General features: G+C 36.4%; 14 protein-coding genes. 7 read left to right on the plus strand and 7 right to left on the minus strand.

What is annotated here, in order from left to right:
• Positions 1–4 precede the first annotated feature (4 nt).
• A complete protein-coding gene (gene pepT, locus D7004_RS10890; RefSeq protein ID WP_123205892.1) occupies positions 5–1,258 on the minus strand; it encodes a peptidase T in 1,254 nt (417 codons plus the stop codon).
• 61 nt (positions 1,259–1,319) lie between these two features.
• Here pepT and D7004_RS10895 point away from each other — a divergent pair, with 61 nt between their 5' ends.
• Genes D7004_RS10895 through D7004_RS10905 form a run of 3 tightly spaced genes read left to right on the plus strand, consistent with a single transcriptional unit; the run spans position 1,320 to position 4,431 of the window.
• Positions 1,320–2,051, plus strand: a complete 732-nt coding sequence (locus tag D7004_RS10895) for a hypothetical protein (RefSeq protein WP_123205893.1) — start codon at positions 1,320–1,322, stop codon at positions 2,049–2,051.
• Between the two features lie 19 nt (positions 2,052–2,070).
• Positions 2,071–3,810 carry a M14 family metallopeptidase gene (locus D7004_RS10900; protein WP_244214298.1) on the plus strand — a complete coding sequence of 580 codons (1,740 nt, stop codon included), beginning with the start codon at positions 2,071–2,073 and terminating at the stop codon, positions 3,808–3,810.
• 6 nt (positions 3,811–3,816) lie between these two features.
• Entirely contained in the window at positions 3,817–4,431 is a 615-nt protein-coding gene (locus D7004_RS10905; RefSeq protein WP_123205894.1) for a rhomboid family intramembrane serine protease, read from the plus strand.
• A 499-nt stretch (positions 4,432–4,930) separates the two neighbouring features.
• On the opposite strand, the gene D7004_RS10910 is transcribed toward D7004_RS10905, so the two are convergent.
• Positions 4,931–5,893: a hypothetical protein gene (locus D7004_RS10910; protein WP_167459477.1), complete on the minus strand. Its 963-nt coding sequence runs from the start codon at positions 5,891–5,893 to the stop codon at positions 4,931–4,933.
• A 381-nt stretch (positions 5,894–6,274) separates the two neighbouring features.
• Between D7004_RS10910 and D7004_RS10915 the strand changes: the two genes are divergently transcribed.
• On the plus strand, positions 6,275–7,318 hold the full coding sequence (locus D7004_RS10915; RefSeq protein ID WP_123205896.1) for a dipeptide epimerase: 1,044 nt from the start codon (positions 6,275–6,277) through the stop codon (positions 7,316–7,318).
• Here the strand turns inward: D7004_RS10915 and D7004_RS21010 are convergent.
• On the minus strand, positions 7,284–7,511 hold the full coding sequence (locus D7004_RS21010) for a DUF6358 family protein (protein WP_244214299.1): 228 nt from the start codon (positions 7,509–7,511) through the stop codon (positions 7,284–7,286). The two genes, D7004_RS10915 and D7004_RS21010, sit on opposite strands and share 35 nt — an antisense overlap.
• A gap of 197 nt (positions 7,512–7,708) precedes the next feature.
• Complete coding sequence (locus D7004_RS10925; protein WP_123205897.1) at positions 7,709–8,026, minus strand: rhodanese-like domain-containing protein; 318 nt, start codon at positions 8,024–8,026, stop codon at positions 7,709–7,711.
• 269 nt (positions 8,027–8,295) lie between these two features.
• Between D7004_RS10925 and D7004_RS10930 the strand changes: the two genes are divergently transcribed.
• The 3 genes from D7004_RS10930 to D7004_RS10940 all read left to right on the plus strand — a co-directional run bounded on the left by D7004_RS10930 (position 8,296) and on the right by D7004_RS10940 (position 12,806).
• Positions 8,296–9,420 carry a DUF4407 domain-containing protein gene (locus D7004_RS10930; RefSeq protein WP_123205898.1) on the plus strand — a complete coding sequence of 375 codons (1,125 nt, stop codon included), beginning with the start codon at positions 8,296–8,298 and terminating at the stop codon, positions 9,418–9,420.
• 199 nt (positions 9,421–9,619) lie between these two features.
• Positions 9,620–11,452, plus strand: coding sequence for a M61 family metallopeptidase (locus D7004_RS10935; RefSeq protein WP_123205899.1), 1,833 nt, complete (start codon positions 9,620–9,622; stop codon positions 11,450–11,452).
• Between the two features lie 46 nt (positions 11,453–11,498).
• Complete coding sequence (locus D7004_RS10940; RefSeq protein ID WP_123205900.1) at positions 11,499–12,806, plus strand: M20/M25/M40 family metallo-hydrolase; 1,308 nt, start codon at positions 11,499–11,501, stop codon at positions 12,804–12,806.
• A gap of 180 nt (positions 12,807–12,986) precedes the next feature.
• On the opposite strand, the gene D7004_RS10945 is transcribed toward D7004_RS10940, so the two are convergent.
• From D7004_RS10945 to D7004_RS10955, 3 genes are all read right to left on the minus strand, one after another.
• Positions 12,987–13,481, minus strand: coding sequence for a GNAT family N-acetyltransferase (locus tag D7004_RS10945; protein WP_123205901.1), 495 nt, complete (start codon positions 13,479–13,481; stop codon positions 12,987–12,989).
• A complete protein-coding gene (locus tag D7004_RS10950; RefSeq protein ID WP_123205902.1) occupies positions 13,478–14,038 on the minus strand; it encodes a thiamine pyrophosphokinase in 561 nt (186 codons plus the stop codon). Before D7004_RS10950 ends, D7004_RS10945 begins: the two co-directional genes overlap by 4 nt.
• A 108-nt stretch (positions 14,039–14,146) precedes the next feature.
• Positions 14,147–14,779 (minus strand): thiamine phosphate synthase, encoded by a 633-nt coding sequence (locus D7004_RS10955; protein WP_123205903.1) that lies wholly within the window; start codon positions 14,777–14,779, stop codon positions 14,147–14,149.
• Positions 14,780–14,895 lie beyond the last annotated feature (116 nt).

Consider the following 14,895-nt stretch of genomic DNA (forward strand, 5'->3'; position numbering starts at 1 on the left):
AAAATTAAGCTCGTTCTTCCCAAATACAGGCAATGTTTATAATGGTTTGTACTGCTTTTTCCATATCCTGAACGCTTACCCATTCTTGTTTGCTATGAAATGCATGCTCGCCGGCAAAAATATTTGGGCAAGGCAAACCCATATACGATAACCGGGAGCCATCTGTACCACCACGAATGCTTTGCTTTTTAGCGGTAACGCCTGCCCGTTCAATAGCCTCAATACCATAAGCCAATACCTGAGGATGTAAATCCAGAACTTGCTTCATGTTTCTGTATTGTGCTTTTACCTCTAAATTAAAGCTGGAATTTGAATAATTTTTTAGGATCCCTTCTGCAGTTTTTCTTAAAACCTCTGCATGTTCGGTTAGTTTTTCATCTGTAAAATCGCGAATGATGAATTGTGCTTCTGCCTGCTCAACTTGTCCTTTTATCATCACCGGATGGATAAAGCCTTCTTTCCCCGATGTGGTTTCTGGTGTAAGGGTATCCTTTGGCAATGCGGCAATAATTTCAGCAATGATTTTTATGGCGCTTTCCATTTTACCTTTAGCAAAACCCGGGTGACTGCTCACCCCATTTATGATTAAGGTTGCACCATCGGCCGAGAAGGTTTCATCTTCAATCGAACCTAAAGTCTCCCCATCTACGGTATAAGCAAAATCAGCCCCTAATTTTTTCAAATTCGCTTTATCTACACCTCTGCCGATTTCTTCATCAGGGGTAAAAAGAATTTTAACGGTACCATGTTTTATCTCCTTATGATGAATCAGGAAATTTACGGCTTCCATGATTTCGGTTACTCCGGCTTTGTTATCGGCACCGAGTAAAGTGGTACCACTTGCGGTAATAATGTCATTGCCAATTTGATGTAGCAAATCTTGATGTTCTGATGCCTTTATGATAATGGATTCATCATCTGGCAGTATCAAATCCTGTCCTTGGTAGTTTTGATGAATGATGGGTTTTACATTTTCACCACTACAATCTGGCGAGGTATCCATGTGTGAGCAAAAACAAATTACTGGCACTTTCTTATCTGTTGGTGACGGTATGGTTGCATATACATAACCATTTTCATCCATTTCAGCATCTGTAATTCCCAAGGCTAAAAGTTCTTTAACCAGTTCTAAACCTAAATTCTTTTGTTTTTCAGTTGACGGACAAGTATCGGAACCAGGATCAGATTGTGTATCAATTTGAGTATATTTAATAAACCTACGCTCTAAAGATTTGTTAATGTTTTGGTACATAGCCATAATTCCAAAGTTAATAGTTATAGATATTGGATAAACATATTATTTTTGTTAAAAAAAGCTTATGAGATATAAACACCTGAAAACTACATCCCTAACCCTAATTTTATTGTTTTTTACTTTGCTTAGTCAAGCTCAGTCTAATTATTACAAGTGGTCTATCGGATTTGGTGCAGGTGCTAACTACTCAAGAACCGATGTTGTTCGTGGTAATTGGGGGCACACATTTTCTGGTACCATCGACCATAATTTTACCCCATTTGTAACCGTAGGTTTAGAAGGGCAATTTGGCATGATTCAGGGTGGAGATATCTACACCGACCGAAATAACCGGCAGTTTGTAAATCAATATAAGGCTATTAATGCCAATATGAAAGTTATGCTTGGCGAATTTGTAGATTATCGTCAATCAAACTTTTTATATCACATAAGGGGCTTATATGCAGGCATTGGTGTTGGTGCAATAAAAAATAACATTACAGATATTGTTCGGATAAAACCTGGCTTTGCTTTTTTCGATGCAGGTTATGGTCCTTTCCCTGGTGAAGATAAAAGCGTAAATTTATGGGTGCCTTTAAATTTGGGCATTAATTTTTATTTTAAGGATAGATGGGATTATGCCCGTTACGTGCTAACCGTAAATGCGCAAAGCAACTTTACTTTTGGCGAAGGTTTAGATGGCTATAACGACCCACCATCCACATTCGATAATGAGGCTCCGGATACTTATAATGTATATAGCATTGGTTTTAAATATTATTTTGGTAATATTAGATTTTTCCGAAGAACACTTTAATCAATCCCTAAATTAATACATGAGAAACATCTTTCTGGCTTTGTTGCTTTTTGTTGGTTTGCAAAGTATGGCACAGCAAACCCCTTACGAGCGAAGCAATAAAAAAGAAACCACTACATATAATGAGGCAATTTCTTATTACGAAACTTTAGCAAAAACATACCCAAAGGCTAAACTTTTAACGTATGGAAGTACAGATTTTGGTAAGCCATTGCACCTTTTGGTTTTGTCGAACGATAAGGTTTTTGATCCTGCGGCAATCAGAAAGCATAACAAGCGTATATTGCTGATAAATAATGGCATTCATCCGGGTGAGCCTGAAGGAATTGATGCATCGATGATGCTTGCCAGAGATTTGCTTAAAGGGGACAAAATTCCTAAAGATGTGGTGGTGTGTATCATTCCAATTTATAATATTGATGGAAGTTTTAACAGAAGTGGCACATCAAGAGCAAACCAAAACGGACCGGTAGCTTATGGCTTTAGAGGCAATAGCAAAAACCTTGATTTGAACCGCGATTTCATAAAAACAGATAGTAAAAACTCAGCGGCTTTTCAGTTAATATTTAACACCTGGCAGCCCGAAATATTTGTAGATACCCATACGAGCAATGGTGCCGATTATCAGTATGTGATGACCCTGATACCTACTCAAAAAGATAAGTTAAATCCTATTTTATCTGCTTACCTAACCAAAACACTGGTGCCCGATTTATATCGAGGAATGGAAAAAAAGGGCTATCCAATGGTTCCTTACGTAAATTCTATAGGACAAACTCCAGAAACAGGCATTACTGGTTTTATCGAATCACCACGCTATTCTACCGGATATACAACCTTACACAATACCATTGGTTTTATGCCCGAAACGCACATGTTGAAATCTTTCGATTTGCGGGTTGATGCAACCTACAAGCTTTTACAAACTTATATTAGTATTGTTGAACGTGATGCAAACCTGATTGGTGAAAATAAGCGCAAAGCGGATGAATTTGTTGCTAGCCAAAAGGAATTTGCTTTAGAGTGGGTTTTGAATAAAAACCTTGGAGATAGCATTCCTTTTAAAGGTTTTGAAGCAGGGAAAAAACCAAGCGAAGTTAGCGGCTTTGATAGATTGTATTACGACCGAAATAAACCTTTTACTACATTTATTAAGCAGTGGAATAATTTTGAACCTTCTGTAAGCATTCAAAAACCCGTTGCCTATATCATTCCAAAAGCATGGGATAAAGTAATTGCATTACTGAAACTAAATCATGTAAAAACAGAACAGCTTAAGGATGACATAAAACTTGATGTTGAAAGTTATTACATCGGCGATTTTAAAACCGGCACAAGGCCGTATGAAGGGCATTATGTACATTCGGCGGTTAAAATAAATCCTGTTAAGCAAACCTTGCAATATTATGCAGGCGATTACGTAATTTATACCAGCCAGGTTAGCAATCGTTATATTGTAGAAACCTTAGAACCACAGGCAACGGATTCATATTTTAACTGGAATTTTTTCGATTCGATATTAGACATGAAAGAACATTATTCGGCTTATATTTTTGAAGATACTGCAGCAGAATTGTTAAAAAACAACCCGGCGCTGAAAGCCAAATTGGATGAAAAAAAATCTGCAGATACCGTTTTTGCAAAGAGTGGTTCTGCTCAATTGGAATTTGTGTATAAAAATTCTGATTATTACGAAAAAACCCATAACCGATACCCTGTGGCACGTTTATTATCAAACGTAAAACTCAATTTAAAATAACATCAAATGGAATACTTTAATATAGCCCCGGTAGCATCCGTAATTTTTGTTTTTACCATTATCACAAGCCTTTATGCTTTTTACGATAATGGAATCTACGGTAAGTTTATGCTTCATCCTTACAGTGTATCAAAAGGAAAAAATGTTTATACGCTTATAACCAGCGGTTTAATACATGCAGATTGGATGCACTTGTTTTTTAATATGTTTACTTTTGTTGCTTTTTCTTTTAAGTTAGAACGTTTAATGGGCAGCTGGCAATTTGGTTTGCTATACTTTTTGGGCTTGGTTTTGAGTGATTTGCCAACGGTTTTTAAGCACAAGGATAACTTTCATTACAATAGTTTAGGTGCCTCGGGCGCAGTTAGTGCGGTGCTTTTTAGCTACATATTATTCAATCCGATGTCTAAAATTTACATCATGTTTATTCCTATCGGGATACCTGCTGTAGCTTTCGGAGTGATTTATTTGATTTATTGTGCTTATGCATCCAGAAATTCGAGAGACCACATTAACCACGATGCACACTTTTTTGGGGCTTTAACCGGTTTAATATTTACGATAATTTTCGTTCCGGGTATTATACAGAACTTTATATCAATGTTAACCGGCAGCAATTAATGTTACGTCACCCTGAATTTATTTCAGGGTCTTATTTACAAGAAAGATGCTGAAATAAATTCAGCATGACGCGTCGTAAAGCAATACGGTAATAAAACATTTAAATATTTAGTCTAAGAATCAATTCAGATTAATAAAAGAAATTTTAAATTTCAGGTAAGCAACGTTTTTTTTAGTTTACGTCACCCTGAATTTAGTTCAGGGTCTTCTTTGCAAGAAAGATGCTGAAATAAATTCAGCATGACGTGTTGTGAAAGCAATACGGTGATAACACGGTAAAATATTAAGTTTAAGAATCGAACGCAGGTTAATAGAAGAAATCTTAAACTTGAGGTAAGCAAGGTTTTTTTTAGTTTACGTCACCCTGAATTTATTTCAGGGTCTTCTTTGCAAGAAAGATGCTAAAATAAACTCAGCAAGATGCGTCGTAAAAGCAATACGGTGATAAAACAGTAAAATATTAAGTTTAAGAATCGAAAGCAGATTGTTAAAAGAGATTTTAGATTTCAGGTAAGCAAGGTTTTTCAAAAAAGCTCATCGGATTATCCGGGTCTTTAATAATCTCGAATTTTACATAACCCCAAGGTTTCCAGAAGGTTTCTAAAACGTGTGCGTATATTTTATGCTGCCAAACATCAAAAAGCGGTTTGCTCATATTGCCCCGTAACGGCATTGCTTCTATGTAAATTGTGCCTTCTACAGGCATAAAAGTATATTCGGGTAAACGGTTAAACAGATAGGCAGAATAATAAAACCGAGCCGTTAACTCTTCAAATTGTTGGGCGGTTAAAGCTTTCCCTTTTACTTCATCAATAATTTGCTGGTGGTAACGTTTGTTGGTTCCGTTATCCTGCAAACAGGCTATAATCCCGAAATCTTTCATTTTTAGTGAGAAAGTAAGGGTATTTATTTCATCGCGAAAGCTGAAAGGCATTTCTTCATCTTCGAGCTTTACTACCGTAATCGACCAAGGTTTAAAATCTTCGAAGCTTACACTCGTATACAGATTCTGCATCATGAAATTTAGATTGGCAAATTTCATCATTAAAGATTGCGACATGTTTAATCCATCGGCTGTCATTTCTTTGCGCAAAGCAGAATGCATTTCGATGTAAATAAAACCATACAAAAATTTGCCAAGCCAATTGAATAAATCCAGCTCATTTAATGCCGATACCTTTTCATAGCCTCCCAAAAATGCTTGCTCAATTTTAGCCTCCAAAGGATTTAGGAACTGTTCATTCACTTCGCTATTTATGGGAATAACCAGGGTGTTGTAGGAGCGAATGCTTTCATCCAGAAACTGAATCTGTTCTTCACCGCTTAGGTTAGCAAGTTCTAAAAGCCAGTTAGGTATCAACGGAACTTGCAGCAATGGAGAACTAAATGTATTTCCGCTTAAAAAACAGGTTTTGTAAAGAAAATCAAATTTTTGAAATGGATTGTATAAGCCGGTATTCATCTGTGCAATATTAGGTATTATATATTTATGTAAATAGATTGATAATTATTTTAACCGAATAATTACTAATCCGAAAAAGGATACGGACAACTTGTAGAGGAGGCTTTGTTAAATTTATCTTTACCTATTAACCAATCCTAAGTTCTATATAAATCTGCCTAATCTACATACTACTTCCATAAAAGAACCATAGCTGAATCTCTGCGTAAATTTGTGTGATCTGCGGGAAAACATTTTACAATTATTATTTTGCAACCTTCCATCAAATTCCAATAATCAAAACAAAAAATTCCTTAATATTTGAATCAATCGATCTAGAATAATCGGATAAAATACCGTAATCTTGAAATGTTTTTTGAGAATATAACCTTGCTTTAAACAATGAAAATTAGCACCACCCAATATGAGTTGGAATTGAAACATCCTTTTTCGATTTCGAAGTTTACCCGAACAAGCACACCATTAATGCTATTGAAAATTCAATACGAGGATGTAGTTGGTTATGGGGAAGCATCGATGGTACCTTATATGGGCGAAAGCTATGAAACAGCAGACGCATTCCTAAAGCTTGTCGATTGGAATAAAATCACTTACCCCTTTAATTTTGAAACAATAATTGCTTATCTCGACGATTTGGCAACCGGGCAACCAGCCATTAAAGCGGCGATTGATATTGCCTTGAATGACATACAAGGAAAAATTTTAAATAAACCATGTTATGAAATTTATGGCGCTGATTTAGCCAACATGCCGGTAACTTCATACACGATTGGAATTGATACACCGGAAATTATCCGAGAAAAACTGAAAGATGCTGAAGCATTTAAAGTAATAAAAGTTAAACTGGGTAGAGATAATGATAAAGAAATCATCGATACCATTCGAGGGCTCACCAATGTTCCGTTGTATGTAGATGCAAACCAGGGCTGGACTGATAAAATTAAAGCTATAGATTTAATTTACTGGCTACATAGTAAAGGTGTATTACTGATTGAGCAACCTATGGATAAAAATAATCCTGATGGAAATGCCTGGTTAACAGAAAGAAGTCCGGTTCCGTTATTGGCAGATGAAGCTGTACAGCGACTAGCTGATATGGATAAACTTAAAGGTGTTTACCACGGCATAAATGTTAAATTGATGAAGAGTTGCGGCATGTACGAAGGACACCAGATGATTTTGAAGGCCCGCTCTTTCGGGATGAAAGTTTTAATTGGCTGCATGAGTGAAACCAGCTGTGCTACCTTAGCGGCTGCGGCTTTAGCGCCGCTTTGTAACTGGGCAGATTTAGATGGACCATGGCTTACCAAAAACAATCCATTCGCAAATCCACCGTTCAAAAATGGTAAATACTTGCTTAAAAATTTGCCAGGATTAGGCTTGGAAGGTGTTACTCCGGATCTTTTTCCTTATACGATCTCCTGATTTCTTTCATCAGCTGAACCTTAAAATATAGCAAACAAGCCGCCGTGCCAACTAAAAAAGCAGCAGGTATATATTTACCATTATTGTAGCACCATATCAATCCAAAAATTGAAAGGATGATGCCTAAGTTGTAAAAGATATTTAATGCGAATTTCTTACCCACGATTATTGTTGAATTATTGAATGATAGCATTTTGAATGAGTGAATGTAATTAGCAGTAAGCCAAATCTATCATTCATTTAAAAGTTTTTGTAACGCCAAATCACTTCGAAATGGAAATATGATGCCCAAAGATTGAAATTATTGAGGGAGAGCATTTTGAATGAGTGAATGTAATTAGTAGTTAAGCAAATCAATCATTCATTCATTCAAAATTCAATTATTTAGTATTAGTAAACCGGCATATTTGGGTCGTAAGCTTCTTGCCAGGCTAAAATACCACCTTTTAAATTGTATAGGTTTTCAAAACCATATTGAGCCTCCAATTGCATTACTGCAGCGGCACTTCTTTTACCACTACGGCATTGCATAATAACAGGCTTATCTTTAGCAACCTTATCTGCCTCAATTAAAATTCCGCCTAAAGGAATGTTTTCGCCATCAAGATTAGAAACTTCATATTCGAATGTTTCGCGAACATCAATCAACTGAAAATCTTCTTTATTATCGATTTTCTGTTTAAGTTCTTGTACCGATATCTCTTTCATGTAAAATATATTTTTTCAAATATACAAAAAACACTTTAGCACATGTGTGGCTAGTGAGGCATTTAGTATGCAAAATTTAGGGTTTGACAATTTAAATAGATAACATGTAAAATATCCCTAGGTTATTCATATTCCTGTGGGTTTGTAATTGATAGAAACCAGCTTTACTTAATATTTCCATGAAATTATTGCAAGTGATTTTACAAAAATACTTGGTTTTAAACTGTAACATATTAATGCCTTAGGCGTTTAATTATAAATAGTTACAAATGGATAAAATAAACCGATTTTTTTGGTTTTGCTCTGGCGCCCACATCCCGACACTGGAAAAGTATTCTTCAGAACAAAATAAATATACAGGCATTGGTGCCACAATTTTTTTTACTGGTTTATTCGCCGCCTTATCTGGTGGTTATGCCATGTATTTCGTTTTTAAGGGCGATGATTTAGCGGTAGTTTTTGCCATCATTTTTGGCCTTTTATGGGGTGCTGCTATTTTTAATATGGATAGATATATCGTATCCAGCATCAACAAAAGTGCATCTATAAGCAAACAAGTTTTACAAGCCACTCCACGTATTTTATTGGCAATAATGATTGGTATTGTAATTTCCAGACCAATTGAATTAAAGATTTTTGATAAGGAAATTAAAGAACGTTTAAAGGTGAGTTATTTAAACGGGCAACGTTCTAAAATCGATACTTTAAATAAAGCTTTCCAGAACAAATATCAGGTAGAATTTGGTCGGTTAAATCAGCAAAAGGCAACCAGAGATTCGCTGGAAAAGGGTATAAAAACAGATAGGCAGAAGCTGAATTTCGAAATCTTTGGTAATAAAACTACAGAAACCTCTGGGGTTTTAGGTTATGGTCCTTTTGCCAAACGCAAGGAAGCAGAGATACAACAGCGCACTGCAGAATTAGACAGTTTAAAGGCCAACATAAATAAAGCAGAATCTTTTATTGATAAACGAAAAGAGTTTGATGGTTTATTTACCGCCAAACTTTATACCGATAAGCAATTGGATAGTTTGGCTAATCTTGCCGGTTTTGCAGATAGAAACTGGGCTTTAGGTCAACTAAAATTTAATGCCGATGGCACCAGCGATAATAATACTGCTTTAGCGGTTACGTTTATTGGCTTGTTGTTTATCTTTTTCGAATGTTTGCCTGTATTTGTAAAACTGATGAGTGCCCGCGGTCCGTACGATTATGTATTGGCCGATGGAGATGAGGTTTCGATTTATGAATCTAAAAAGAATAAAGATTTTCGATTTGAAGTAGCCGATAATGTTCATGAAACCCGGGTAGATTCGGAAACATCAAAGCAAAAGGAAATTATCAAAGGCAAGGCTTATCGAGATTTAGAACGATACGACTGGGATAAGGAATAGTTGGGATATGGAAGAACAATCATTTCGTCATTGCGAGGCACGAAGCAATCTCACACTAAGGGTTTATAACGAATGATTTAAGATTGCTTCGTGCCTCGCAATGACGACTATTCTTAAAATATGCTATTTATTACAAGTAATAGACCTTTACATGCTTTATGTGTCTTTTTTAGTAAATTGAGCCCATCAAAACCTATTTATGAAGAAAATTCTTGGAACCGCTGCGGCAATGTTATTGTCTTTAGGCGCTTTTGCTCAAAATGAAATCAGTTATACCGTTTCTTTTCCCAACGCCATTCATCACGAAGCGGAAGTAAGTATGTTAATTCCGAATGTTCCGGCTGGAACTTTAACGGTTAGGATGAGTCGCTCATCTCCAGGAAGATATGCTACACATGAATTCGGCAAAAACGTTTATAGCCTAAAAGCTTTCGATGGTTCGGGGAAAGAACTAGCCTTAAATCAATCTGCAGGCGATGTTTACGAAATTCCAAATCATGGTAAAAGTGTAAAAATTACGTATACAATTTTTGGTAACTGGATCGACGGAACCTACGCAGGTTTTGATGAAACCCATGCGCACATGAACATTCCGGCAACTTTTGCCTTCCCAATTGGGATGGACAACCGTGCCCGCTTAGTGAAATTTAATTATAGCGAGAAACAAAATTGGAAGGTCGCTACCCAATTAAAGCCAATGGGTAATGATACGTATTATGCTGCCAATCTTCAGTACTTTATGGATAGCCCAACAGAAATTGCAAACTATAAAACCGCAAGCTGGCAAGTAAAAAATACGGATGGAAAGATGCAGACCATTCATCTGGTTTCACATTCAAACGACGACCAAAAAACCGTTGATAACTATGCTGTGATGCTTAAAAAAATGGTTGGTGAACATTTAGCGGTTTGGGGCGAATTTCCGAATTATGATTATGGTAATTATTATTTCCTGCATGATGTTTACCCGGATAATGCAGGAGATGGGATGGAGCACAGAAACTCAACTATAATTGTTCAGCGCACACCAAAAATTGATGGTTACGAATCTAACTTGTTAGGTACATTTTCTCATGAATATTTCCACAGCTGGAATGTTGAAAGATTAAGACCAAAAACGCTGGAACCCTTCAACTTTACGCACTCAAACATGAGCAACGAACTTTGGCTGGCTGAAGGATTTACACAATATTATGGTGCCTTATTATTAACCAGAGCTGGTTTTAAAACGGTTGAGAATGCAGCGCAAACCTTTAACGGTTTGGTCAATGCAGTTTTGAATTCTCCGGGTGTTAAAAATTATTCGCCAATACAGGCAAGTCGCTACGCAGTTTTTGCTGATGCAGGCGTTGCAATTGATCAAACGAATAAAGGCAATATTTTTCTTTCCTATTATACTTATGGCGCTGCTACAGCGCTTGCTTTAGATCTTCGGTTACGGGCAGATTTTAAGCTAACACTTGATGATTATATGCGGGCTTTATGGAAAGCGTATGGAAAGCCGGAAATTGCTTACACAGTTCCCGATTTGGAAAAAACTTTAGGCGTTTTAACCAAAAACCCAAGCTTTGCTGCCGATTTCTTTAAAAGATATATTTACGGAATAGAGAAGAGTGATTACGCAAAACTATTGCTAAACGCAGGCTTTGTATTGCGCAAAGCAAATCCTGGTAAGGCTTACACAGGTTTAATGCGCTTATCTTTTGAAAACGGAAAAGCAACTTTACCACAAAGCACTGGCGGCACACCTGTTTATCAGGCAGGTTTGGATGTTGGAGATGTACTGTTGACTGTAGATGGTGTTGAAATAAAAGATCAGGCTTCGTTAACTAAAGTAACTGAAGCGCACAAACCCGGAGATGTTGTAGATGTTACATATACTTACCGTGGTGAAGCAAAATCAACAAAACTTACCTTCGCCGAAAATCCTGCATTGGAAATTGTATCCATCGAAAAAACAGGCGGAAGTTTAACAAAGGATATGCAAACTTTTAGAGACAGCTGGTTAAATACCCAGGTTAAATTGAAATAAGAATCAAACTAAAAAAGCTAAATTAGCACCACTAAAAATATTATAAATGAAAAAAATTTTCCTTATCGCATTGGTCGGATTCACATCTTTGCAACTCAGTGCTCAAAATATTGACAAGATTATCACCCGTGAATACACAGATTATCTAATTAAAACCTTAAGTGCCGATGACATGCAAGGTAGGGCAACTTTTTCGCCTGGTATTGATAAAGCTGCAACTTTTATCGAATCTGAGTTTAAAAAGATAGGTTTAAAACCTTTAGCTGGTGAGGCATCATTTCGTCAGAGTTTTTATAAAATCAGACTTACTCCAGAACCTACAAAATTGGTTATTGATGGACAAACCATTCCTCAAGAAAACATCATGGTTACCGGGAAATCTCCATCAGTAGCATTTACGCAAAGCAATAGTGATGGTTTTGTAAAATTAGATACCGCAAAAACTTTTGCTGTACAATACAGAACATTAAGTCGTGCAGGCAAAAAGCAGATTGTTTTAGTTGATAACAAATTTGCGGCAGACTTTAAACGGTACAAATCATTTGCTGGTCGGGGCGCTATGTTAGATGAAAAGGATATGCAAAACCCTACGCAGGATGCTATGGTATTTGTACTGGGTGTTAATGATGCAAAAGAATTTAACGTCGAAGTGAAGAATAAAGCGGAGAAATTGCCACTTTTTAATGTAGCAGGAATGATTCCCGGTAAATCGAAAGAAAAAGAATTGGTGGTTTTTTCTGGTCATTATGATCATTTAGGCATTACTAAATCGGTTGATGGAGATAGTATTGCAAACGGTGCCGATGATGATGCTTCCGGAACAACTGCAATGATTGCTTTAGCCAAGTATTACAAAGCTCAAAAAAATAATGAGCGTACTTTAATTTTTGTTGCTTTTACTGCTGAAGAAATTGGTGGCTTTGGTGCAAGATATTTCTCAGAAAAATTAAATCCCGATGATGTTGTAGCCATGTTTAACATTGAGATGATTGGAAAGGATTCTAAGTTTGGCAAAAACACAGCATTTATAACAGGTTATGAGCGCTCAGATTTTGGAAAAATCTTACAGAAAAACTTAACGGGTACTGAATTTACTTTCCACCCAGACCCATATCCGGAACAAGGACTTTTTTATAGAAGTGATAATGCAACACTTGCTGCATTGGGCGTTCCGGCACATACCATTAGTACCGATAAAATTGATATTGATAAATTATACCATACTGTTAAAGATGAATACAGTTCTTTGGATGTAGAAAATATTCTATCAACGATTAAAGCAATTGCAAAAAGTGCAACATCGATAATCAAAGGAACAGATACACCAACAAGAATTCCGAAGTTGAAGCAATAATTTCAGATTTAGTTGTGGTTTGTAAGGACCTAACCCAAGGTAGTGATCAGCAAAATAAGCCACAGATTAACAGATTAAAATTTATATAATCCGGTAATCTGTGGCTTTCTTATTTTATTTAAAATTTGTTCGTCTTTTCGACTGAAGCGCAGCGAAATGGAGATTATTAAATTCTCGGCTCTAAAACTTATACTCCATTACATAATCATCCATAAAATATCCATTGCCGATATCTAATTTTACTGCTTCTTTAATGGTAAAGCCTGCCTTTAGGTAGAAAGCCTTGGCTTTATTCAGCTTGTTTACATTTAATTCTAAAGATGATGCCCCGGCTTCTTTAACCTGATTAAATACTTCATTCATTAGAATTTTTCCAACACCTTTGCCATGTGCAGAAGGTAAAACATAGAGTTTATGTAATTTGTAAATTCTTTCTTCATGCCCAACGATGGAGTAACCTGCAAAGCCGTAGTTTTCTGAGCCATCCTCGGCTATAATAAAGGTATGGCCATCCATTAACTGCTTAAGCAATTCGCCTTTGCTGTACATTTTATCAAGCATATAATCAATTTGGGCCTGACCGATAATGTCGAGATAGGTTGATGGCCAGGTTGCTGAGGCAATTTCCTGAATCAATTCAATATCTTCTTCTTTAGCTTTTTTTAGCGTTATCATAATGGTTCACTGATATAAATGGGTTGCCCGCTGAAAGTGAATTCTACAAAACCATCATTCACCACTTCAAAAACTTCATCTTCATTTTGGGTTAAGTTGGTTACCTCTAAGTAGCGATTGCCATGAATCAAAAACTGGCTTCCTGCTGGTTTCCAAACAGAAAAACCTGATTTAATTGGATAGTGTTTGGCTTTTTCGGTAAACACAACCAGGTTAATCTGATCTTCAAAACCAGCAAATTTTTCCAAATCGAATTTCGCCGTAATTACATTTACAGCAGGAAATTTTTCATCGTATAAATGGTTAATCGCTACCATCAATGCATCAACCGGACCTTGAATTACCTTCGTATCTTCTTGTGCATCCCCTTCTTTGCCATTGACTAAAACATCAATCTTAATGCCTAAAGAAAGTATTTTCTCGTAGTTTTCGCCGTTAACTAAAAGGGTTGGGCTCCATTCTAAAAGCTGACCTAAAAGTTCCACATTAAAATTTCCGAGCTCATCAATATATAAGGCCGGTTCTTGTTTTTCTTTTACGATATGGTGTGAAGACATAATGCGAAGATAAACTAATTTCAGATTTTAGAATTACGGTTTTAGAATTTTTTGAATCAATAAGATTCAAGAATCCGTCTGGCAAAAGAATGATACAACTGCTAAGCATTATCCTTTAACTGCCTCGTAAAAATCCTGATAGGCTTGGATAAAATCATCAGCAAAATTTATTGCTCCAGAAACGGCAATGCCGTAAATTCCGGTTTGCATTAAACTTTCGACATCGTAATTGGTTATACCGCCAACCGCTAAAATTGGAAGGTTTAAGTTTTGATTTTCTAATTCTTTAATAGCATTTCTGTATTCACTTAGCGTTATAAAGGGATAATTATTGGGTTTAGTTTCTGTTGCAGCAAAAGGTCCGAAACCGGCATAATCTACACCTTGTTTGCCCAAACGGATTAAGTTATCAATGGTATTTGCCGAGCCACCTAAGGTGATATCATCACCAACCTGGGTGCGAAGTTTGTTAAAATCTGCATCCAAATCTTCGATGTGAAATCCCTGAATATCAGCCGTTCCATTTAAATGGATATGGTTGGTTACAATAAGGGTTGTTCCCCAGTCATCACATATGCCAGCTATCTCATTAATGTCTTGCAAAAGTTCCTCATCAGTTTTACTTAGACAACGGTATTGAATCCATTTTGCACCAGCTTCGCATGCATTTTGCGCTTGTTCTATATGTGTTAAATGTGCTATGTCGTGTGTTATATACTGTAACTTTTCAATGTATTTCATGCTAGGATTTGAATAGGATTCTTATGATTAAAGGATCAACAGGATTATGAATGTTCAAAGGTAGCATTTAGAATGCCAACAAATTTAGAGTAGTTATTGCTAGTCACGAAGCAATC

It is taken from the genome of Pedobacter jejuensis, assembly GCF_003725795.1.
Classification (GTDB): domain Bacteria; phylum Bacteroidota; class Bacteroidia; order Sphingobacteriales; family Sphingobacteriaceae; genus Pedobacter; species Pedobacter jejuensis.